Source organism: Streptomyces sp. JJ36, assembly GCF_021696945.1.
Classification (GTDB): Bacteria; Actinomycetota; Actinomycetes; order Streptomycetales; family Streptomycetaceae; genus Streptomyces.
In genome coordinates this window covers 1-21,757 of the sequence record NZ_JACYHE010000091.1, presented here as the reverse complement: position 1 = coordinate 21,757, position 21,757 = coordinate 1, and the positions used below count along the sequence as shown (strand labels likewise).

14 protein-coding genes and 1 pseudogene are annotated in these 21,757 nt (G+C 74.5%); 2 read left to right on the top strand and 13 right to left on the bottom strand.

Annotation, left to right across the window (positions count from 1 at the left end):
- Positions 1-127 precede the first annotated feature (127 nt).
- Both HOY81_RS24310 and HOY81_RS24305 read left to right on the top strand, forming a co-directional pair.
- Positions 128-2,665 carry an ABC transporter permease gene (locus tag HOY81_RS24310; RefSeq protein ID WP_237322838.1) on the top strand — a complete coding sequence of 846 codons (2,538 nt, stop codon included), beginning with the start codon at positions 128-130 and terminating at the stop codon, positions 2,663-2,665.
- Positions 2,666-3,143: 478 nt separating this feature from the next.
- Positions 3,144-4,079, top strand: coding sequence for an NAD(P)-dependent oxidoreductase (locus HOY81_RS24305; RefSeq protein WP_237322837.1), 936 nt, complete (start codon positions 3,144-3,146; stop codon positions 4,077-4,079).
- A gap of 42 nt (positions 4,080-4,121) precedes the next feature.
- Here the strand turns inward: HOY81_RS24305 and HOY81_RS24300 are convergent, their stop codons facing one another.
- The 13 genes and pseudogenes from HOY81_RS24300 to mfd form a co-directional block, all read right to left on the bottom strand.
- Positions 4,122-5,420 carry a cyclopropane-fatty-acyl-phospholipid synthase family protein gene (locus HOY81_RS24300; RefSeq protein WP_237322836.1) on the bottom strand — a complete coding sequence of 433 codons (1,299 nt, stop codon included), beginning with the start codon at positions 5,418-5,420 and terminating at the stop codon, positions 4,122-4,124.
- A gap of 236 nt (positions 5,421-5,656) precedes the next feature.
- On the bottom strand, positions 5,657-7,057 hold the full coding sequence (locus HOY81_RS24295) for an NAD(P)/FAD-dependent oxidoreductase (RefSeq protein ID WP_237322835.1): 1,401 nt from the start codon (positions 7,055-7,057) through the stop codon (positions 5,657-5,659).
- Positions 7,058-7,486: 429 nt separating this feature from the next.
- On the bottom strand, positions 7,487-8,410 hold the full coding sequence (locus HOY81_RS24290; protein WP_237322834.1) for a Ppx/GppA phosphatase family protein: 924 nt from the start codon (positions 8,408-8,410) through the stop codon (positions 7,487-7,489).
- The gene (locus HOY81_RS24285) at positions 8,407-8,961 is read right to left on the bottom strand and encodes a DUF501 domain-containing protein (RefSeq protein WP_237322833.1); all 555 of its coding nucleotides are present in this window, start codon (positions 8,959-8,961) and stop codon (positions 8,407-8,409) included. The genes HOY81_RS24290 and HOY81_RS24285 overlap by 4 nt, the downstream gene beginning before the upstream one ends.
- Before the next feature lie 288 nt (positions 8,962-9,249).
- Positions 9,250-9,723: a septum formation initiator family protein gene (locus HOY81_RS24280; protein ID WP_237322832.1), complete on the bottom strand. Its 474-nt coding sequence runs from the start codon at positions 9,721-9,723 to the stop codon at positions 9,250-9,252.
- A gap of 136 nt (positions 9,724-9,859) precedes the next feature.
- Positions 9,860-11,140 (bottom strand): phosphopyruvate hydratase, encoded by a 1,281-nt coding sequence (eno, locus tag HOY81_RS24275; RefSeq protein WP_237322831.1) that lies wholly within the window; start codon positions 11,138-11,140, stop codon positions 9,860-9,862.
- 199 nt (positions 11,141-11,339) lie between these two features.
- Positions 11,340-11,690, bottom strand: a pseudogene (locus tag HOY81_RS24270) (transglycosylase family protein); the annotation flags it as partial.
- A 385-nt stretch (positions 11,691-12,075) separates the two neighbouring features.
- Entirely contained in the window at positions 12,076-12,999 is a 924-nt protein-coding gene (locus HOY81_RS24265; RefSeq protein ID WP_237322829.1) for a transglycosylase family protein, read from the bottom strand.
- A gap of 93 nt (positions 13,000-13,092) precedes the next feature.
- Positions 13,093-14,334 carry a cytochrome P450 gene (locus HOY81_RS24260; RefSeq protein ID WP_237322828.1) on the bottom strand — a complete coding sequence of 414 codons (1,242 nt, stop codon included), beginning with the start codon at positions 14,332-14,334 and terminating at the stop codon, positions 13,093-13,095.
- 90 nt (positions 14,335-14,424) lie between these two features.
- Positions 14,425-15,453, bottom strand: a complete 1,029-nt coding sequence (locus HOY81_RS24255) for a nucleoside triphosphate pyrophosphohydrolase (protein ID WP_308341191.1) — start codon at positions 15,451-15,453, stop codon at positions 14,425-14,427.
- Positions 15,454-16,093: 640 nt separating this feature from the next.
- On the bottom strand, positions 16,094-16,750 hold the full coding sequence (locus tag HOY81_RS24250; RefSeq protein WP_237322827.1) for a SurA N-terminal domain-containing protein: 657 nt from the start codon (positions 16,748-16,750) through the stop codon (positions 16,094-16,096).
- Positions 16,751-16,940: 190 nt separating this feature from the next.
- Positions 16,941-17,630 (bottom strand): HNH endonuclease family protein, encoded by a 690-nt coding sequence (locus tag HOY81_RS24245; protein ID WP_237322826.1) that lies wholly within the window; start codon positions 17,628-17,630, stop codon positions 16,941-16,943.
- 324 nt (positions 17,631-17,954) lie between these two features.
- Positions 17,955-21,506, bottom strand: coding sequence for a transcription-repair coupling factor (gene mfd, locus HOY81_RS24240; RefSeq protein WP_237322825.1), 3,552 nt, complete (start codon positions 21,504-21,506; stop codon positions 17,955-17,957).
- Positions 21,507-21,757: the final 251 nt, after the last annotated feature.

Genomic DNA, 21,757 nt, shown 5'->3' with positions numbered 1-21,757 from the left:
GCACCGCGCGCACCGGCCCCGCACCCACCGCACACCGCCCGACGCCGCCCCGGCGCCGGCCGCCCGCGCGCCCGCCGCGCACGGCCGCCCGGCGGCGTCCGCCTCCCTCAGGACCCCAGGACCCCACATGTTCCGAACAGCCTTGCGCAACGTACTCGCGCACAAGGGCCGGCTGCTGATGACCGTGCTCGCCGTGATGCTCGGCGTGGCCTTCGTCGCCGGCACGCTGGTCTTCACCTCCACCGTTCAGGAGGCGTACCAGAAGAGCTCCGAGAAGGGCTTCAGCCATGTCGACGTGGCGATCCAGCCCGACGCGGGCGACGGCGACGACGGCACGCCCGGTCCGCCGCCGAAGCTGAGCCGGCAGACCCTGGAGAAGGCCGCCGCCCTGCCCGGCGCCGAGTCGGCCACCGGCGTGGTCTCCGGCTTCGCCGCACTCGCCGGCAAGGACGGCGGGCTGGTCGGCGAGGGCTGGTCCACCCGGGGCGCCAACTACTACGCGGGCCCGGACGGCGGCGGTGAGGACCCCCGCTACCCGATGCGGGACGGCCGGCCCCCGCGCGAGCCCGGCGAGGTCGCGCTGGACGCCCGGACCGCCGAGCGTACGGGCTACGAGGTCGGCGACACCGTACGGATGTCCGTCGACGGACCGGTGCGCGAGGAGAAGATCGTCGGCGTCTTCACCACCGACGACGGCAACGTCGCGGCCGGCGGCACCCTCGTCCTCTTCGACGACGCGACCGCGCAGCGGCTCTTCGCCGAGCCCGGCCACTACACCGAGATCCAGCTCGCCGCCGCCTCCGGCACCTCGCAGCGGGAGCTGAAGGCGCAGGCCGAGAAGGTGCTGCCGCCCGAGTCGGAGGCGGTGACGGGGCAGCGGCTCGCCGACGACCAGTCGAAGGCGATCGAGCAGCAGATGTCCGGGTTCCAGACGGCGATGCTCGCCTTCGCCGGCATCTCGCTCTTCGTCGGCATCTTCATCATCGCCAACACCTTCACCATGCTGGTCGCCCAGCGCACCAAGGAGCTGGCGCTGCTCCGCGCAGTCGGCGCGAGCCGCCGGCAGGTGACCCGTTCGGTGCTCGTCGAGGCCACCGCCGTCGGCGCGGTCGCGGCCGTCGCGGGGCTCGGCGCCGGCGTCGGCATCGCCGTGGGTCTGCGTGCGCTGGTGGGGTCGTTCGGCGAGATGCCGGAGGGCGGCCTGATCATCTCCCCGACGACGATCGTGGTCTCGCTGCTGGTCGGTGTCGTGGTGACCGTGCTGGCCGCCTGGCTGCCCGCCCGGCGGGCCGCCAGGATCCCGCCGGTGGCGGCCATGGGCAGCGTGCACGCACCGTCCACCACCCGCTCGCTGGTGCTGCGGAACACCGTCGGCGCCCTCTTCGCCGGTGCCGGTACGGCCCTGGTGCTGGCCGCCACCTCGATGGAGGACGGCAAGGCCCCGATGGGCCTGGGCGCCGGGCTGCTGCTGATCGGCGTGTTCGTGCTCACCCCGCTGCTGTCCCGGCCGCTGATCGCGGCCGCGGCCCCGGTGCTGCGGCTGTTCCACGTCAGCGGAAAGCTGGCCCGGCAGAACGCCGTACGGAACCCGCGCCGTACCGCCGCCACCGCCTCCGCGCTGATGATCGGGCTCACCCTGATCACCGGGCTCACGGTCGTCGCCGCGGGCGTGCAGCAGGCCATCGACAAGATGGCCACCGACTCCCTGAAGGCCGACTACTCGGTCTCCATGGCGAACTACACGCCGCTCTCCCCGGACGTGGAGCGCACGCTCTCCGGCCTGGACCAGGTGACCGCCAGCTCCCCGCTGCGGAACTCCGAGTCCCGGATCGACGGCGAGACGGAGTACCTGACGGGCGTGCGCGCGGACTCCATCGACGAGCTCGTCAGCCTCGACTTCACCGCCGGCTCCTGGTCCGGCGTCGCCGGCGGCGAGAAGGTGGTCGTCGACTCCGCCACCGCCGGGGACCACGGCTGGAACGTCGGCTCCGCCTTCGAGGTGACGTACGAGGACGGGAAGACCGGCGAGCTGACCGTGGCCGGGATCTACCAGGGCAACGAGATGATCCAGGGCATCATGCTGGACACCGCGACCCTCACCCCGCACATGGCGCAGGTCACCGACATGCAGGTGATGGTGAAGACGGCGGACGGCACCGGAGCGGCCGTCAAGGACGCCCTGGAGAAGGGCCTGGGGAACAACCCGGCGATCCTGGTGCAGGACAAGGAGGACATCTCGGAGAGCATCGCGCAGCTCATCAGCGTCCTGCTGAACATCCTCTACGGGCTGCTGGCGATGGCCGTCATCGTCGCCGTGCTCGGGGTGGTGAACACCCTGGCGATGTCCGTCTTCGAGCGCGGCCAGGAGATCGGCATGCTGCGGGCCATCGGTCTCGACCGGCGCGGCGTGAAGCGCATGGTGCGCCTGGAGTCCCTGGTGATCTCCCTCTTCGGCGGGGTCCTGGGGATCGGCCTCGGGGTCTTCCTCGGCTGGGCCGTGGGCGAACTGATCGCCGCCTCCCTGGACACCTACACGCTGGTGCTGCCCTGGGACCGGATCGCGGTCTTCCTGGCGCTGGCCGCGGTGGTGGGTGTGCTGGCCGCGCTCTGGCCGGCGCGGCGCGCGGCGCGGCTGAACATGCTGACGGCGATCAAGACCGAGTGACACGCGGCGCGGCACACCGCCCGCGGAGCCCGGCACGCACCAACGGCGTGCCGGGCTCCGGCGTCTCACGCCCCGGCACACGGCTGCCGGCTTCGTCGCGCGGCCTCCTCTCCCGGCACCTCGCGATCCGGCACGGCCGTCCCGGGGCCGGGCCGCGGCGTGGGGCCCGGCCGGGCGGCCACGGAGAGACCGTGGACAAACACGGCGTGCGCTGGTAACGGGTAGGCCTGCAGGCGGGCGCGGCACGCCGGGGACCGTACCCGTGGGTCCGTGCGCGACGGCGTGCCTCCCCCGCCGGCCCGCCGACCGCCCCGGACAGCGGGGTGGACCGCACCTGCCCGTTCTCACCGAGAGGTCTCCGCATGCTGCCGACACGCCGTGGACCACGGCGGATACCGCCGGGCGCCCCGACCGGGACCGCCGCCCCGCAGCCGGCCGCGGACCGGCCTGCCGCCGCGGGACGCTCCGGGGCGCCGGCATGACGGCGCCCCTCGTCGTCCTGACGGGAGCCACCGGCTTCATCGGTTCCACCGTGCTGCACCGCCTCGCCGGCACCGCCGGGCGCGTCCGGCTCCGGGTCCTCACCCGCCGCCGGATCGCCCTGCCCGTACCGGCGGAGCAGGTGCACGCGGACCTGGGCGACCCCGGGTCGCTCGCCGGCGCCTGCGAGGGAGCGCAGGTGCTGCTCCACCTCGCCTCGTACATCGGCGCCGACGCGGACCGGTGCCGGCAGGTCAACGAGACGGGCACGGCGCACCTGATGCGGGAGGCCGTACGGGCCGGCGTGCCCCGCGTCGTCCACCTCTCCACCACCGCCGTGTACGGGCCGGGACCGCACCGGGACGTGGAGGTCGGCGACGTGCGGCCCCGCCCGGCCTCGGCGGTCAGCCGGTCCCGGCTCGCCGCGGAGGCCCACGCCCTGCGGGCGGGTGCCCTGGTGCTGCGCGCGGGCCTGGTCCTCGGCCCGGGCGACCGGTGGGTCGTCCCCGCCCTCGCGGAGCTCTGCGCCCGCGCCCCGGGGTACTGGAACGGGGGCCGCGGTCACGGGTCCTACATCGACGTCGCGGACCTGGCCCGCCTGACCGCCGCGGCCGCCGTGGACACCGACCGCCCCGTGCGCGGCGTCCACCATGCCGCGCACCCGGCCCCGGTGCGGGTGCGCGAGCTGCTCGACGCCCTCGCCGCGCAGGACGTGCTGCCGCGACCGAGGGACGAGCTGACGCGGGACGAGGCCCACGCGCTGCTGCGCCGGAACCCCGGGCGGGTCACCGAGCGGCAGTTCGGCCTGCTGACGGACGACCACTGGTACCGCGCCACCCGCCTCTGGGCCCGCTGCGGCTGCGCCCCCGGCCCCGGCCCGCTGGCCCGGCTCCCCCGGGCCCGCACCTGGTACCGCGACCTCCTCGCCGCGTGACCCGGCAGCCGGCGCCCCGTCGCGCCGGGTGCGGCCGGAGCCCTAGCCCTGCCACTCCCGGGGGCGCAGCGGCAGCCCCGAGGCCCCGGAGGCGGGGGGGCGGACCGCGAGGACCTGGTTGACGCCGATGCGGTTGCGTTCGAAGGCGAGCGCGGAGGCGGCCATGTAGAGGCGCCACACCCGGGCCCGGCCCGGCGAGGTGAGCCGCACCGCGGCGGGCCACTGCCGCTGGAGGTTGGCCACCCAGGCGCGCAGGGTGAGCGCGTAGTGCTCCCGGAGGGACTCCACGTCGCGCACCTCGAACCCGGCCTCCTCCAGCAGGGCGACGGTGCGTCCGACCGGGGCGAGTTCGCCGTCCGGGAAGACGTAGGCGTCGATGAACGGGTCCACCTCGTACGCCTCCTCGTCCGGCTCCGGGCGGCGGGCGATCTGGTGGTTGAGCAGCCGGCCGCCCGGGGTGAGCAGGCGGTGCAGCGTGTCGGCGTACGCGCGGTAGCGGACGGCGCCGACGTGCTCGGCCATGCCGACGGAGGCGATCGCGTCGTACGGGCCGTCCACGATCTCCCGGTAGTCCTGCACCCGCACCTCGACGCGGTCGGTGAGCCCCTCCTCCGCGATCCGCTTGCGGGCGTACACCGCCTGCTCCTGGGAGAGGGTGACGCCGACGGCGCGTACGCCGTGCTCGCGTGCCGCGTGCAGCACCAGCGAGCCCCAGCCGCAGCCGACGTCCAGCAGCCGCTGACCGGGGCGCAGCGCCAGCTTGCGGCAGATCAGCTCCAGCTTGTCGCGCTGGGCGTCCTCCAGGGTGCCGCCCTCCTGCCAGTAGGCGCAGGAGTAGACCATGGAGGGGCCGAGGACCAGCTCGTAGAAGTCGTTGCCCACGTCGTAGTGGTGGCTGATGGCGCTCCGGTCGCGGAGCAGCGAGTGGCGGAGGCCGGTGCGTCGCCGCGCCTCCTCGCGGGGCGGCGGCGGGGGCGGCCAGGGCCCGGCGAGGGCGAGCAGCTCCCGGGCGGCGTGGCGGACGTCCGGGTCGCGGGCGAGGGCCGGCAGGCCACGGCCGGCGCTTCCGTCCTCCCGCTCCCAGAGGTGCCCGGCCAGCCGGCCCAGCGCGTCGTAGAGGTCGCCCTCCACGTCCAGTTCGCCGGCCACCCAGGCGCGGGCCAGGCCGAGTTCGCCCGGCCGCCACAGCAGGCGGCGCAGGGCGCGGCGATGCCGGATCACCAGCACCGGGGTGCCCGGTGGGCCGGACTCGCTGCCGTCCCAGGCCCGCAGCCGGAGCGGGAGCGGGGCGTCGAGCAGACGCTCGGCGAGCGAGTGGAGCCGCGCGGCGGCACTGGACATGGCGGACACCTCCGGGGGAGTGAGCGCAGTCTCTCCGCGTAACGCCATGGAACGGCACGATATGCCTCAGCCGTCCCCCCGGCACCCGGGTTTCACACCTCCGGGTACGCCACAGGGGTTGTGAGCCCCACGGATGGCTCACAACCCCTGTCGTGTCCGTACGGGCGTGCGCGGCGCCCGGTGGGTACGGCCGCGCCACCGTGAACGGCGCCCCGGCGCCGTACGGTGGCGGACCGTCAGCCCGCCTTGGCCTTCTCCTGCCGGTTCTTGCGGGCACCGGCCGGGGCCTCCGCCTTCGCCGCCGCGGCGGCGGTGACGGGCGCGGCGGCCTCGTAGAACTCCTCGCGAGGCTTCTCCACCGCGCCCAGCGAGACGACCTCACGCTTGAGGAACATCTGCAGGGTCCAGTCGGCGAACACCCGGATCTTCCGGTTCCAGGTGGGCACGGCCAGGCCGTGGTAGGTGCGGTGCATGTACCAGGCGAGCCGGCCGCGGAGCCGCAGGGTGAGCTTGCCCAGCTTCACCATGGCGACGCCCTTGTGCAGGCCGAGGCCGGCCACGGCCCCCTTGTTGGCGTGCTTGTAGTCGCTCTGCGGGAAGCCGCGGATGCCGGAGATGACGTTGTCGCCGAGGGCCTTCGCCTGCCGCAGGGCGTGCTGCGCGTTCGGCGGGCACCAGGCGCCCTCGCCGGCCGCCAGGTCCGGGATCTGGGCGTTGTCCCCGGCGGCCCAGATGTAGTCGGTGCCCTTGACCTGGAGCGTCGGCTCGGTGTCCACGTGACCGCGCGGGCCGAGGGGCAGGCCGAAGCGGGCGAGCGCCGGGTTGGGCTTCACCCCGGCGGTCCACACGACCGTGTTGGAGTCCACCTCGAGGCCGTTGGAGAGCACCACATGGCCGTCGACGCAGGACTCCATGGAGGTCTTGAGGTAGACCTCGATGCCGCGGTTCTGGAGGTGCTCGCGGCCCCAGTCGCCGAGCTTCGGGCCCACCTCGGGAAGGATCTTGTCGGCGACGTCGACGAGCACGAAGCGCATGTCCTCGCGCCGCACGTTCGGGTAGTACTTCGCCGCGTCCCGTGCCATGTCCTCGACCTCGCCGATGGTCTCGGCGCCCGCGAAGCCGCCGCCGACGAAGACGAAGGTGAGCGCCCGGCGCCGGACGGCCTCGTCCTGGGTGGAGTCGGCCTTGTCGAGCTGCTCCAGGACGTGGTTGCGCAGGCCGATGGCCTCCTCGACGCCCTTCATGCCGATGCCGGTCTCCGCGAGGCCGGGGATGGGGAAGGTGCGGGAGACGGCGCCGAGGGCGACCACCAGGTAGTCGAAGGGCAGCTCGTACGCCTCGCCGACCAGCGGGGCGACGGTCGCCACCCGGCGGTCCTGGTCGACGGTGGTGACGCGGCCGGTCAGCACCTCCGCCTTGGGGAGTACCCGCCGCAGCGGGACCACGACATGGCGCGGGGAGAGGGAACCGGCAGCGGCTTCGGGAAGGAAGGGCTGGTACGTCATGTAGGAGCGGGGGTCGACGACGGTGACCGTCGCCTCGCCGTACCGCATCTTCTTGAGAATGCGGCGCGCCGCGTACAAACCGACGTACCCGCCACCTACTACGAGGATTCGAGGACGCTCCGTGGTGCTCATGCCATCGAGTATCCAGCACCCGGATGGGGGGTGCTCGTGAGGGCCTTCACAAGCACCCCCGGCACCTCTGTTACACTCCGCGGCCCGCCGCGTGGACCCGCCGCCACGGCACCAGACCATCCGGCCTCTCCGCGTCGTCGGCACCGGCGTGAGCTGCGCTTATCACGTGCGCCCCCGGTGGACCACCGCGCCACGCCGGTACGGCGGTGGGGGCGCCGGAAGCGGCCGGCGCGGGCCGCCGGAGCGCCCCGGGTGCGCCACATGCGCCTCACACACCACCGGAAGGCCCTCACAGGGGCCGGACGGGGGACTTTTCCTTGTGAAGAACTTCACGAACTTTCCGCCCGGACCCGGAACCCGGATCGCCCGGCACGCCGACGACGCCCCTCAGAGGAGCGCCCGGCCCCTCTGACGAGCGGGTACGCCCCCTCAGACCAGCGACCAGGCGATGCCGTCCAGGATGTCGTGCTCGCTCACGACCACCTCCCGGGCGCCACTGCGCTCCATGACCGCGCGCAGCACCAGCGCGCCCGCGAGGATCACGTCGACCCGGCCCGGGTGCATCACCGGGATCGCGGCCCGCTCCGCGTGGGTGGACGCCAGCAGGCGCTCGGTGACCTCCTCCACCTGGGCGCGGGAGATCCGGGAGTGGTGGATCGCCGCGGGGTCGTAGGAGTCGAGCCCGAGCGCGACGCCCGCGACGGTGGTGACCGTACCGGCCAGCCCGACAAGCGTACGGGCCTCGCCGAGCGGCACGTCCCGGGCCACGCGGTCCAGGGCGGCCGCGACGTCCCGCTCCACGGCGGCGGTCTGCTCCGGGGCCGGCGGGTCGGAGAGGGCGTGCCGCTCGGTCAGCCGGACGCAGCCGACGTCCACCGAGCAGGCCGCCCGGACCCGGTCCTCACCGACGACGAACTCCGTGGAGCCGCCGCCGATGTCCACCACCAGGTACGGCGCCGGGTGGGTGGCCGGGGACAGCTCCCGGGTCGCCCCGGTGAAGGAGAACGCGGCCTCCTGGTCGCCGGTGATCACCTCGGGCTCCACCCCCAGCAGGTCCACCACGCCGCGCACGAAGTCGTCGCGGTTCGCGGCGTCCCGGGAGGCGGAGGTGGCGACGAAACGTACCCGCTCGGCGCCGTGCTCCCGTACGGCCTGCGCGTAGCGGCGGCAGGCGGCGAAGGTGCGCTCCAGCGCCTCGGGGGCGAGGCGGCCGGTGCGGTCGACGCCCTGGCCCAGGCGGACGATCTCCATGCGCCGGTCGAGCTCCTTGAGCTCCCCGGTCTCCGGGTGCAGGTCGGCGACGAGCAGCCGGATCGAGTTGGTGCCGCAGTCCACGGCGGCGACGCGGGTCATGAGCGGGTCTCCTCGGGGTCGGCGGCGTCCGGTTCCGGCTCCGGGATCACACAGGGTCCCTTGCGCCACCACTCGGGCAGCAGGGCCAGCGCCTCGTCCCCCAGCGGGTTCACCCCCGGTCCGGCGGCCAGCGCGTGGGCGACCAGCACGTGCAGGCACTTCACCCGGTCCGGCATGCCGCCGGCGCTGGGAAAGCCGGGCAGCACCTCGATGGCGTCCCGCCGGGCGAGGTAGTCCTCGTGCGCGGCACGGTAGGCGGCGGCCAGCTCGGGGTCCCGGTGCAGCCGCTCGGACATCTCCTTCATCACGCCCTCGGCCTCCAGGGTGCCGATGGCGGAGGCCGCGCGCGGGCAGGTCAGGTAGTAGGTGGTCGGGAAGGGGGTGCCGTCCTCCAGCCGCGGCGCCGTCTCCACGACGTCCGGCCGGCCGCAGGGGCAGCGGTGGGCGATGGCGCGGAGGCCACGCGGCGGCCGGCCGAGCTGCGCCTGGAAGGCCGCGACGTCCGCGTCGGTGGGCGGGGTGGGCTCGGTCTGGGGCGGAGGGGTGTCCATCGCTGGGTTCTCTTCGCTGGTGGTCGCTGGGGCGGGACGTCTGCCGGAACGGGCCGGCGCGCACCGGTGGGCCGGTACGGGAGAGCTTACGACCCTCCCGGGCGCCGCTGCCGCCGGTGGGCGGGCCGGCCGCCGCGCGGGCGTACCCGGCGGGCGGCGGCCGCGGCGGGGGCCGGGCCAGGTCGTCCACCCCGGGGACCCCGGGCACCCGCCAGTGCGCCCGAGGGGCCGCGGCCCACGCGCCCGCGGTGCGGGCCCGGGCCACCGGTACGCGGGGAAGCTCCCGCGTCAGCGGGGCGCTCCGTCGGCGGCGTCCAGCCCCTGCCACAGGGTGCGGTACCAGGGCCCGGGCACCCCGCCACCGTCCTCCGGACGGCCGCGGTCCACGCTGCCGTCCGGCATCAGGTACGCCGTCTCGCCGGGGCGGACGAAGTGCAGATGCCGGCGGGCCTGCTGCTCCACGAAGGCCGGGTCCTGCCAGCGCTGCTTGAGCCGGCGCAGCTCCTCGACCCGCTCGCGGTCCTCCCGGGCCTGCCGGCGCAGGTCCTCGATCTCCGCGCGCTGCGCGATGTACTGCCGGGTCGGGTAGGCGAGCGCCACCACGAGGGAGCAGAGCACCAGCGCCAGCAGGGCCGCCCGCCCGGTGAGGCGGCTGCGCCGCGGGGCGCGCACCCGGCGGCTCTGCGCGCGGTAGACGCGCTCCGCGGCCTGCGCGCCGAGCGCCCGGAGCCTGGTGGCGGTCGAGAACCGGTCCGCAGGCACGTTCCTCCCCAGTCGTCGCGGGCCCTGCCGGGCGGGTGCGGGTGCCGCACACACGTCCCCGCCACCGTACGGGACGGGTGACGGGGACGGGTGCTGACGGGGCGGGGCCGACGGCGCGTCAGCCTTCCGGTCCGTGTCAGCCCTTGAAGCGGGGGAACGCGGAACGGCCCGCGTACACCGCCGCGTCGTCCAGGATCTCCTCGATGCGCAGGAGCTGGTTGTACTTGGCGACGCGCTCGGAGCGGGCGGGCGCACCGGCCTTGATCTGGCCGCAGTTGGTGGCGACGGCCAGGTCGGCGATGGTGACGTCCTCCGTCTCGCCGGAACGGTGCGACATCATGCACTTGAAGCCGTTGCGCTGGGCCAGCTCGACGGCGTCCAGGGTCTCGGTCAGCGAACCGATCTGGTTCACCTTCACCAGCAGGGCGTTGCCGGCCTTCTCCTCGATGCCGCGGGCGAGCCGCTCGGGGTTGGTGACGAAGAGGTCGTCGCCGACGAGCTGCACCGAGTCGCCCAGCTTGGCGGTGAGGGTCTGCCAGCCGGCCCAGTCGTCCTCGAAGAGCGGGTCCTCGATGGAGACCAGCGGGTAGGCGGCGACCAGCTCCTCGTAGTACGAGGCCATCTGCTCCGCGGTGCGGTTCTCCCCCTCGAAGACGTAGGAGCCGTCCTTGTAGAACTCGGAGGCGGCGACGTCCAGGGCCAGGGCGATGTCCTGACCGGGCGTGTAGCCGGCCTTCCGGACGGCGTCCAGGATGAGGTCGAGCGCCTCGCGGTTGGAGCCGAGGTCGGGGGCGAAGCCGCCCTCGTCGCCGAGGCCGGTGGCGAGGCCGCGCTCCTTCAGCACGGACTTGAGCGCGTGGTAGACCTCCGCGCCCCAGCGCACGGCCTCGGAGAAGGACTCGGCGCCGACCGGCGCGATCATGAACTCCTGGATGTCCACGTTGGAGTCGGCGTGCGAGCCGCCGTTCAGGATGTTCATCATCGGGACCGGGAGCTGGTGCGCGTTCGGACCGCCGAGGTAGCGGAAGAGCGGCAGGTCGGAGGCCTCGGAGGCGGCGTGCGCGACGGCCAGCGAGACGCCCAGGATGGCGTTCGCGCCGAGCGAGGACTTGTCCGCGGTGGCGTCCAGGTCGAACATCGCCTGGTCGATCAGCCGCTGCTCGGTGGCGTCGTAGCCGACGAGCTCGGGACCGATCTGCTCGATGACGGCCAGGACGGCCTTCTCGACGCCCTTGCCGCCGTAGCGGCCGGTGTCGCCGTCGCGCAGTTCCAGGGCTTCGAAGGCCCCGGTCGAGGCGCCGGACGGGACGGCAGCACGCCCGGTGCTGCCGTCGTCGAGGCCGACCTCGACCTCGACCGTGGGGTTGCCTCGCGAGTCGAGGATCTCGCGGGCCACTACGACGTCGATGGACGGCACGAGGTTCTCCTTCGTGTGTGCTCTGGTTCCTGACCCCAGAGCCTAACCGCCTCCCGCCGTGATTCTGTTTGTTCCCCTGGTAAAGAAAACGCTCCGTTACGGAACCGGTCCGTAACAGAGCGTTCTCCAGGCCGTCATGGACGGACACATCCGGACATCGCGCCGGGCGTGGGGCGCGGACGAAGCACACCGAGCGTCAGGCACAGCCCCAAGCACCCATGCCCTGCATCCTGGCCAGCCGCTTCGCGACCCTGATCTGCTGCTTCTTGGTGGCGAGGTCGGCCCGGGGGGCGTAGGTGAGACCGCCGGCGGCCTTCCAGCTCGACTGCGAGAACTGCAGTCCGCCGTAGTAGCCGTTGCCCGTGTTGATGTGCCAGCGCCCGCCGGACTCGCATCTGGCGATGGCCTCCCAGTTCGGGGAGGGCGCCGCGGAGGCGGCAGCCCAGGCGCCGGAGGCGGTGACGAGGGGGGTCAGCGCGGCCAGCACGGCGGCGCCGGCCAGGACGGCGCGGAGCGGAGCGGTCCGGGAATCGTGCGGAGTTCCGGTCATGATGACGTCCTTACGTCGGCACACCCGCCGGGTCCGGCGAGTGGAACGAACGTAAGAAGGCCGGACGGAACGCCTCAAGTCGGGCGCGGAAGGGGTGAATCCGTCGCACTGGCGGGTGCATGCCCCCGGGAAACCGCAGGTCGATCCCGGGTGTCACGCAACGCGACACCCCCGGTCGGGCCCCCGGCGCCGCTGCTGCGATCACCCGATGAGCGCATCCGTTCGGGTGGTCCGGCGGCCACCGCGGGACGCCGGACGGGGCTCACCCGTGACGGGGAACGGCATCACCGGCGCCAGGGAACGGCGCCGGCACGGACGGGGGGAGGAACCCGGCACGGACGAGGCCGGAATCCGGCACGTGCGGTGGGCACGCGTCCGCCGTCGCTCACCAGTCCAGGCGCTGCCCCGGGAGGATGAGGTCCGGGTCCGCTCCCACGACCTCGCGGTTCTGCTCGTACAACGCGGGCCAGCCGCCCTCCACCTCGTGCTCCGCGGCGATCGCGGACAGCGAATCGCCCCGCTGCACGCGGTAGTCGCCGTCCCGCTCCCGCGTGTCGGCCGCGGTCTCCCCGCCGCGGGACGGCCGTTCGGCGTCCGCGGTGCGGTCCTGCTCCTCGGCCGGCTTGCCCCGGTGCCGCCCCGTGCCCTCGGGCACCCGCTCCCCCGCCGTGGGCCCGGCGGACTCACCGGACGGCGAACCCGCGTCCCGGGAGGCCCGGGGCGAGGACGACTCCGAGGACTCCGAGGAGTGCGACGGCTGACCGGAGGGCCGCTCCGCCGGCGCGGCGTCCGGCTCCTCCGCGCCCTGCTCACCCGAAGAGGAGGTGGCGCCGTCGCCGGCCCCGGTGTCCTCCGGAGCCGCGCTCCCGGTGTCCTGCGGGGCGGCCTCGCCCGCGGCCTCCTCGCCCGGCGACTCCAGGTCGGAGCCCAGCTCGTCCAGCAGCAGACCACCCGTCAGGCCGCAGCTCGGCCAGGCCTCAGGTCCCTGGTCCGCGAGGATGCGCTCCGCCACCTCGATCTGCTGACCACGGCTGGCCAGGTCCGGGCGGGCGGCGAACTCCGTGCCGCCGTACTCCTCCCAGGTCTGGATGGTCAGCTGCAGCCCGCCGTAGTAGCCGTTGTCCGCGTTGGCGCTCCACAGGCCGCCGCTCTCGCACTCGGCGACACGGTCCCAGGTGGCGCCGTCGGCGGCCTGCGCACCCGTGGCGCCCAGCAGCGGCATGGCGATGCCCGCGCCGGTGACGCCCGCGGCGACGAACAGGGCGGGTGCCTGGCGAGGGCGGCGGTGACGGCCGTTCCCGGAACGCATGTGGTGCCTCTCGTAAGACTGCGACGTGCACGTGACGATCGAGCGTCGAACGTAGCGGCGAGCGGCGGCCGTCACAAGCGAATGTCGTGCGGATCACGTAAAGGTCACGGGCAAAGCGCGCAATCCACGCATGATCAGGCCGCCGCGCCATCGCAAGTCCGCGGGATCCGTAGCGAGTTGCAGACCGGGCAGCCGCCGGAAGAGCGTGCCGAGGGCGATCCGGCCCTCGAGCCGCGCCAGCGGGGCGCCGAGGCAGTAGTGGATGCCGTGCCCGTATCCGAGGTGCTGGTTGTCGCCGCGGCCCAGGTCGAGCACGTCCGGCCGGGGAAAGCGCTCCGGATCGCGGTCCGCCGCGGCCAGCACCACCAGCACCGGCTCCCCCTCGGCGATCCGCTGCCCGCCCAGTTCGACCGGCTCGGTGGCGAACCGCCAGGTCGCCATCTCCACGGGGCCGTCGTAGCGCAGCAGTTCCTCGACGGCGGAGGCGACGAACGGCGCGTCGTCCCGCGTCACGGCGTCCTGGAACCGGGCGCGCTGCCCCGGGTCGCGCAGCAGGGCGTAGGTGCCGTTGCCGATGAGGTTGACCGTGGTCTCGAACCCGGCGAAGAGGAGGATGAACGCCATCGCCGCGGCCTCGTTCTCCGTCAGGTGCTCGCCGTGGTCCGAGGCCCGGATCAGGCCGGAGATCAGGTCGTCGCCGAGGTCGCCGCGCTTGCGGTGGATCAGCTCCGCGAGGTAGCCGCGCATCCGCTTCACCGCCCGGCCCACCCCGCCCCGCGTCCCGCCGTCGTGGCGCAGCATCATCCCGGCCCAGTCGCGGAAGTCGTCCTGGTCCTCGGCCGGCACGCCGAGGAGGTCGCAGATCGCGTAGATGGGGAGCGGGAAGGCGAACTCGTGGATCAGGTCCGCCTCGCCGCGGTCCGCGAAGGCGTCGATCAGCCGGTCGGCCAGCTCCTGCACCCGCGGCTCGAACTCCGCCACCCGGCGCGGGGTGAACGCCTTGGCCACCAGCCGCCGCAGCCGGGTGTGGTCCGGCGGGTCGATGTTGAGCAGGTGCGTCATCAGGTTGGCGCTGCGCTCGCCGGGGATGCCCGTCTTGCCCTTGCGGTGCGCCCCCCGCTCCCGGTGATGCCCCGGGTTCTTGCTCAGCCGCTGGTCGGCCAGGGCCTGCCGGGCGTCCCCGTACCTCGTCACCAGCCACGCCTCCACCCCGGAGGGCAGCGTCGCCCGGTGCACGGGCGCGTGCTCCCGGAGCCAGGCGTACGCCGGGTACGGGTCGGCGGCGAACTCCCAGCCGAAGAGGGCGGGCGCGGGGTCGGGGCTCTTCTCGTGCACGTCACGACCGTAACCGCCGGCCGCGGGGTGCCGGGCCGGGGGCGCCCCGGCGCCGGGCGCGGGGACGGGGCCGCCCCGGCCGGGCCAGCCTCAGCCGGACTCGGCGGCGCGGATGGCGTCCCGGTAGGCGCGCGCGGCGGCGCGCAGCGCCGTCTCCGGGTCCGTCCCCTCCGCCTCCGCCCGCGCGGCCAGCGCCAGCAGCTCGTACCCCACACCGCCGCCCTCGGGAGGTCCCGGCAGGCCCGCGACGCGGGCCCGCCCGGCCAGCTTCGCCGCCAGCGCGAGCGCGGGCTGCCCCAGCGGCACGCCCTCCGTGACGGACTCCCGGCGCTTCTCCGCGGCCTTGGTGCGCCGCCAGTGGACCTGGACGTCCTCCGGCGTCTCCGCCGTCTCCTCCCCGAAGACGTGCGGGTGCCGGTGCACCAGCTTCTCCACGATCGTCGCCGCGACGTCGTCGATCGCGAACGGCTCCTCGGGGTGGTCCTGGGCGATCCGCGCATGGAAGACCACCTGGAGCAGCAGATCCCCCAGCTCCTCACGCAGCGCCTCGCGGTCGCCCTCCTCGATGGCCTCGACGACCTCGTACGCCTCCTCGATGCCGTACTTGACCAGCTCTTCATGGGTCCGTGCACTGCTCCAGGGGCAGGCGGCACGTATCCGGTCCATGACCTGCACGAGGTCCAGCAGCCGGGCACCCGGCAGGTCGTACGCGCCGGGCAGCAGCTCCAGATCCGGCATCTCCTCGCGCCCGGACCCGGCCAGCCGGGCCAGCCCGTCGGTGAGCCGCGGCTCGCCCTCGGCGGTGGCCAGGACGACCACCGTCCGGCCTCCGGGCGGCTCCGCGCAGGCGTCGACCAGCTCCCGGGCGTCCGGCGCGGCGATCTCCGGCTCGACCCCGGCCTCCCGCAGATACGGGAGCTGCGGGTGCTCCGGGTCCGCGCACACCACCCGGTCCGCGGCCCGCAGGACCTGCCAGGCGGGCCAGGAGAGCAGCCCCGGAGCGACCCGGTGGCTGGTGGTGAGCAGAACGATGCGCCCGGCGGCGGGCGCGGACGCGGACCCGGGCCCCGGGGCGGGCGCGGGCGCGGACGGGGATACGGAGGAGAAATCGTGCGGCACCCTTCGAACCTAACGCACCCCTCCGGCACGCCCCGCCGCCTGCACCGACTCGCGGGGCGGCGCACGGCGGAGGGGGCGGCGGTGTCGCGACCGGGGTGGTGGGGGTTGCGTGGCCGGGTGCGGGCTTTCTCGTGGTGCGGTCACTGCTTGGCGGGCTACGGGGGCACGTGGCTGCGCCCCGCCCGGCAACCGCCCGCACCCCCACCGGGCGCGGCGCGGCCCATCAGCCCTGTGGCGCGACCGGCCATCGGCGCACCCCCGCTCCGGAACGGCCGGCAGCCGAACCCCGCACTGCCACCCACGTGCAACGAGCGGAGCGAGACGACGATGCCTCGGCCACCACGCGGCAGCAGCCCGCCACGGCAACCCCCTCACCGGCTACCGACCGCCCCGCCGCCCGGCCCCGTCACAGGCGGGTGAACCCCAGCCGACCACGCCACCCGCCACCGGCAGCATGAGCGCGCCCCAGCAAGGCACCCCTCCCCCCGTAGCCCGCCAAGCAGTGACCCCAACGACAGGCCACCCGCGCCCGGCAACGCACCGTCACCACCCCCGCCGCGCAGGCGCCCAGACCGCGAAGCCGCACCTCGCGCCCCGACGCCCGCCGGCACGCCCCGCGCGCGCCCGGCGCGCCCGGCGCTCAGGCGTGCTGTTCGCGCTGGGCTTGCTTGCCCGAGACGTCGTTCAGCCAGGGCACCTCCTCGGGAGCGAGGGAGGCGCGCTCGGTGCTCCATTCGCCGTAGCGCGGGTTGACGTCGATGTCCATCTCCTCGGAGATCCGGGAGAAGGTCTCGGTGAGGGCCTGGTTGCCCTGCGGGGTTCCGGGGTTCACCCCGGAGGCGCGGGCGATCTTCTGCACCGCGACCTGCATCCACACCCAGGCGTCGGCGTCGGAGGGCGCGACGCCCTGCTGCCGGAGCAACGCCTCCTCGAAGCCCTTCGAGCCGCCGGTCTGCCGCTCGAACCCGTCGCGGGCCCGCTGGACCTCCTGCCGGGAGACGGTGACCCCGGCATCCTCGGCGGCGCGTTCCACGATGCGGTGCCGGATCATGCCGTCCAGCGTGGCCCGGGTGAGGCTGCCGGTGCGCTGGATCATCGCCTCGCCCTCGGGGCGTTCCTGCTGCGCGTCCCGCACCGCGCCGACCCGGGACTGGAGCTGCGCCATGGTGATCCGGTCGCCGTCCACGACGGCCGCGGCGCCAGGACGCGCGTCGCTCCCGCAGGCGGTGAGCAACGGCGCCGCGGCGAGCAGCGCGGCGGCGGTGGAGACGGTGAGCGCGGACCTGCGGCGTTGCATGGGGCCTCCCGGGCGGCGGCTGGGGTTGTGCGTCTTTTCACAACCTGGCGACGATCGATGGTAGGCAGTCCGCGGGACCATGACCACTGATTCGCACGGACGAATGCGGGACGCGTGCCGTCGGAGCGGGTCGGCACGCCGCACCGTACGCCCGTCGCCACCGTACTCCGGCGGTGTGCGGGGCGCCCCGTCAGGCCGGGCAGCGGTCCAGCATCCCGCGCAGCGCCCGCTTCTCCGCGGTGGTGACCGAGAGCTCGTAGTGGGCCTTCACCGTCACCCAGCTCCGGGCGTAGGTGCACCAGTAGCCCTCGCGCGGGGGCTTCCACGCGTCGGGCGGACTGTCGCCCTTCTCCTGGTTCACGTTGTCGGTGACGGCCAGGAGCTGCGGCCGCTCCATGTCGTTGGCGAACTCCTCGCGGCGTGCGTCGTCCCAGGCCCGGGCGCCGCTGCGCCAAGCCTCGGCCAGGGGCACGACGTGGTCCACGTCGACGTCCGAGGGATCCGTCCACTCCGCGCCGTCGAAGGGGCTGCGCCAGCGGCCGGAGACGACGTCGCACTCGTCCTCGGTACGCACCTCGGTACCGTCCCGGCGGAGCACCGCGTCCCGGGTGTCGCAGCCGCCGTCCCGGGCGGACCAGTGCGGGAAGCGGTCCCGCGCGTAGCCGTCCATGGTGCCCGGGGGCCGCACCTCGAGCGAGTCCAGCAGCTTCCCGCTCGCCGGGGCGTCCCGCGACGGAGCCCCGCTCGCCGGGGCGCTGTCCCCAGGCGCCGGGTCCGGCGGCGAGGCGCCGTCCGTCTCCTCGGCGCACCGCGCGCCCGTCAGCACCATCAGGACCGCGAGCACCACGCCCGCCACACCGTGCCGCCCCCTGGCCGTCACCCGCGTCCCCTCCCATGCGTCACCACGATGCCCACCGGGCCTGCGCCCGCTCCGGCCCTGCGAACCCGGTCGGCCCGCGCGGCCGGCGGCCGCACCTCCGTCGCCCCGTCCCCGGGTCCTACCCGGACCCGGACGCGCGTCAACGGAGGTGCCCGGACGTCATACTGACAGGTGAGGGCGCGGGGCGTGCCGGTGCGCCGTCGCCACCTCCCGGCCGTACGCCCCGGGCGGGCTCGCCGCTCCGCGATAACGCCCGTCCCCCGTCCGGCCGTCAACCGGTCCCGCCGTCCCACCGCGCGGGCCCCCCGCGCACGGACACTCCCGTCAGTTCCCGAGGATGGTGGTGAGGAACTCGCCGACCCAGGCGAGGAGGTCGCGGCCGACCACCGGCTTGCCGCCGATCCCGCCGCCGGACTTCGGCCGCGGCACCAGCACCTGCCCTGCCGCCGGCTTGACGACCGAGCGCGGGTGGAGCCGCTTGAGCCGCAGCTCCTGCGACTCCCGCAGCTCGACGGGGCTGAACCGGATGTTGTTGCCCTGCAGGGTGATGTCGGTGACCCCGCAGCTCCGGGCGAGCATCCGCAGCCCCGCGACCAGCAGCAGGTTCTGTACCGGCTCGGGCAGCGGACCGTAGCGGTCGGCGAGCTCCTCCCGTACGGCGGCGATGTCCTCCTCGGAGTTGGCCGCGGCGATGGAACGGTACGCCTGGAGACGCAGCCGCTCACCCGGCGCGTAGTCGTGCGGGACGTGGGCGTCGACCGGCAGCTCCACCTTGACCTCCAGCGGCGCCTCCTCCGGCTCCTCGCCCGTCTCCAGGGCCGCGCGGTAGTCGGCGACGGCCTCGCCGACCATCCGCACGTAGAGGTCGAAGCCCACGCCCGCGATGTGCCCGGACTGCTCGCCGCCGAGGAGGTTGCCCGCGCCGCGGATCTCCAGGTCCTTCATGGCGACGTACATACCCGCGCCCATCTCGGTGTGCTGGGCGATGGTGGCAAGCCGCTCGTGCGCGGTCTCCGTGAGCGGCTTCTCCGGCGGATAGAGGAAGTAGGCGTAGCCGCGCTCCCGCCCGCGCCCGACCCGGCCGCGGAGCTGGTGGAGCTGGGAGAGGCCGAAGTTGTCGCCGCGCTCCACGATGAGGGTATTGGCGTTGGAGATGTCGATGCCGTTCTCCACGATCGTGGTGGACACCAGCACGTCGAAACGCTTCTCCCAGAAGTCCACCACGACCTGCTCCAGCGCGGCCTCCGACATCTGCCCGTGGGCGGTGGCGATGCGCGCCTCCGGCACGATCTGCCGCAGCCGGGCCGCGGCGCGGTCGATGGACTCCACCCGGTTGTGGATGTAGAAGACCTGGCCCTCACGGAGCAGCTCGCGGCGGATCGCCGCGCCGATCTGCTTCTCCTCGTACGGCCCGACGAAGGTCAGCACCGGGTGCCGCTCCTCCGGCGGGGTGGTGATGGTGGACATCTCGCGGATGCCCGTCACCGCCATCTCCAGGGTGCGGGGGATCGGGGTGGCGGACATGGTGAGCACGTCCACGTTCGCCCGCAGCTTCTTGAGCTGCTCCTTGTGCTCCACCCCGAAGCGCTGCTCCTCGTCCACGACGACCAGGCCCAGCTCCTTGAACTTCACCTCCGAGGAGAACAGCCGGTGGGTGCCGATCACCACGTCCACCGTGCCGTCCCGCAGCCCGTCCTGCACGGCCTGCGCCTCGGCCTCGGTCTGGAACCGGGACAGCGCCCGCACCTGCACCGGGAACTGCCCGTACCGCTCGGTGAAGGTGCTGAAGTGCTGCTGCACCAGCAGCGTCGTCGGCACCAGCACGGCGACCTGCTTGCCGTCCTGCACCGCCTTGAAGGCGGCCCGCACGGCGATCTCCGTCTTGCCGTACCCGACGTCGCCGCAGATCAGCCGGTCCATCGGGACCGACTTCTCCATGTCCTCCTTGACCTCGCCGATGGTGGTGAGCTGGTCCGGGGTCTCGGCGTACGGGAAGGCGTCCTCCAGCTCCCGCTGCCAGGGGGAGTCCGCGCCGAAGGCGTGGCCCGGCGCGGCCATCCGCGCCGAGTAGAGCTTGATCAGGTCGGCGGCGATCTCCTTGACCGCCTTCTTCGCCCGCGCCTTGGTCTTCGTCCAGTCGGCGCCGCCGAGACGGTGCAGCGAGGGCTGCTCGCCGCCGACGTACTTGGTGACCTGTTCGAGCTGGTCGGTGGGCACGAAGAGCCGGTCGCCGGGCTGCCCGCGCTTCGCGGGGGCGTACTCCACCAGCAGGTACTCGCGGGTGGCGCCCTGCACGGTGCGCTGCACCATCTCGATGTAGCGGCCCACGCCGTGCTGCTCGTGCACGATGTAGTCGCCCGGCTCCAGGGTGAGCGGGTCGATGGTCTTGCGGCGCCGCGCGGGCATCCGCGCGCCCTCCCGGCCCGCGGCCTTCTGCCCGGAGAGGTCCGTCTCGGTCAGCACGGCCAGCTTGAGCGCCGGGTCGACGAAGCCGTTCTCCAGCGAGCCGCAGGCCACGTGCACCACGGACGGCGCGATGCCGTCCAGGTCGCCCTCCAGCCGGGCCGCGACGCCCTCGCCGCCCAGCACCTCGACCGTACGGGCGGCCGGGCCGTGGCCCTCGGTGACGTACACGCAGCGCCAGCCGTCCGACAGCCAGCCCTTGGTGTCCGCGAGGGCGCGGGCGGTGTCGCCGCGGTACGACTCGGGGGCGCGCATGCCGAGCCGGAGGACGTCCTCGCCGTCCTCGTCGTCCTCCTCGCCGGTGCCGGCGGCGAAGGGGCTCACCGACCACCACGGCATGCCCAGCTCCCGGGCCCGGTCCCGGACGTCCGCGATGCCCCACAGGGAGGCGGCGCCCAGGTCGACCGGGGCCTGACCGCCCTCCGCGGACGCCGCCCAGGACGCCTGCAGGAACTCCTGGCTGGTCGCCACCAGGTCCGCGGCCCGGGTCCGCACCCGCTCCGGGTCGCAGACCACGCCCATCGCGCCGGCCGGCAGCACGTCGAGCAGCAGTTCCATCTCGTCCACCAGCACCGGGGCCAGCGACTCCATGCCCTCGACGGCGATGCCCTCGGCGATCTTCCCCAGCAGCTCCTGGAGCTCCGGGTGCCGCTCGGCGAGCTCGGCCGCCCGCCGCCGCACGTCCTCCGTGAGCAGCAGCTCCCGGCACGGCGGCGCCCACAGGCCGTGCTCGGCGATCTCCAGGGACCGCTGGTCGGCGACCTTGAAGTAGCGGATCTCCTCGATCTCGTCGCCCCAGAACTCGATGCGGAGCGGGTGCTCCTCGGTGGGCGGGAAGACGTCCAGGATGCCGCCGCGCACGGCGAACTCGCCGCGCTTCTCGACCAGCTCCACCCGGGTGTAGGCGGCGGCCGCCAGGGCGTCGACGATCTCCTCCAGGTCCGCCTCCCACCCCTGCCGCAGAGCCACGGGACGCAGCTCCCCGAGGCCCCTGACCTGCGGCTGGAGCACGGAACGTACGGGGGCGACCACGACGTCGACCGGACCGGTCGCCGGGTCCTCCGGGTCCGGGTGCGCCAGCCGGCGCAGGACGGCCAGCCGCCGCCCGACGGTGTCGCTGCGCGGCGAGAGCCGCTCGTGCGGCAGGGTCTCCCAGGCCGGGTACTCCACGACGCCGTCCGGCGGCAGCAGCGAGCGCAGCGCGGCCGCCAGGTCCTCGGCCTCCCGGCCGGTGGCGGTCACCGCGAGCACCGGGCGACCGGAGCCGCGTGCCAGGGCCGCCACGGCGAGCGGGCGCGCGGCGGGCGGCCCGACGAGGTCGACATGGCGGCGGTGTCCGTCGGCGGCGGCCTTGACGGCCTCGTCGAGGGCAGGGTCACGGACGACGGCGTCGAGGAGACCGTGCAGGCTCATGAAGGGTTCCGTCCGGGGGGTGGCTGGCCGGCGGGCGGACCGGCCGGTGGTCAGGTGTGGGCAAGGCGCACCCGACGTCCCCGCACCTTCGGGCGGGGGTGCCCCCTCTCCCTCCGGTCGGCGAGGCCGGGGTCTCCAGCGTACGACGCCCCGCGGACGCCCCGCCCCGGGCAGCCGGCACCGCCGGCGGCACCCGCCCGGCCGGGCAGTGGGCGGCCCGGCGGTGGCCGGGGAGCGGGCCCCGCGGGGCC

Coding starts and splice junctions, on each gene's coding strand:
- HOY81_RS24310 (WP_237322838.1), top strand. CDS start 128: ATGTTCCGAACAGCCTTGCGCAACGTACTCGCGCACAAGGGCCGGCTG.
- HOY81_RS24305 (WP_237322837.1), top strand. CDS start 3,144: ATGACGGCGCCCCTCGTCGTCCTGACGGGAGCCACCGGCTTCATCGGT.
- HOY81_RS24300 (WP_237322836.1), bottom strand. CDS start 5,420: ATGTCCAGTGCCGCCGCGCGGCTCCACTCGCTCGCCGAGCGTCTGCTC.
- HOY81_RS24295 (WP_237322835.1), bottom strand. CDS start 7,057: ATGAGCACCACGGAGCGTCCTCGAATCCTCGTAGTAGGTGGCGGGTAC.
- HOY81_RS24290 (WP_237322834.1), bottom strand. CDS start 8,410: ATGACCCGCGTCGCCGCCGTGGACTGCGGCACCAACTCGATCCGGCTG.
- HOY81_RS24285 (WP_237322833.1), bottom strand. CDS start 8,961: ATGGACACCCCTCCGCCCCAGACCGAGCCCACCCCGCCCACCGACGCG.
- HOY81_RS24265 (WP_237322829.1), bottom strand. CDS start 12,999: ATGCGTTCCGGGAACGGCCGTCACCGCCGCCCTCGCCAGGCACCCGCC.
- HOY81_RS24250 (WP_237322827.1), bottom strand. CDS start 16,750: ATGCAACGCCGCAGGTCCGCGCTCACCGTCTCCACCGCCGCCGCGCTG.
- mfd (WP_237322825.1), bottom strand. CDS start 21,506: ATGAGCCTGCACGGTCTCCTCGACGCCGTCGTCCGTGACCCTGCCCTC.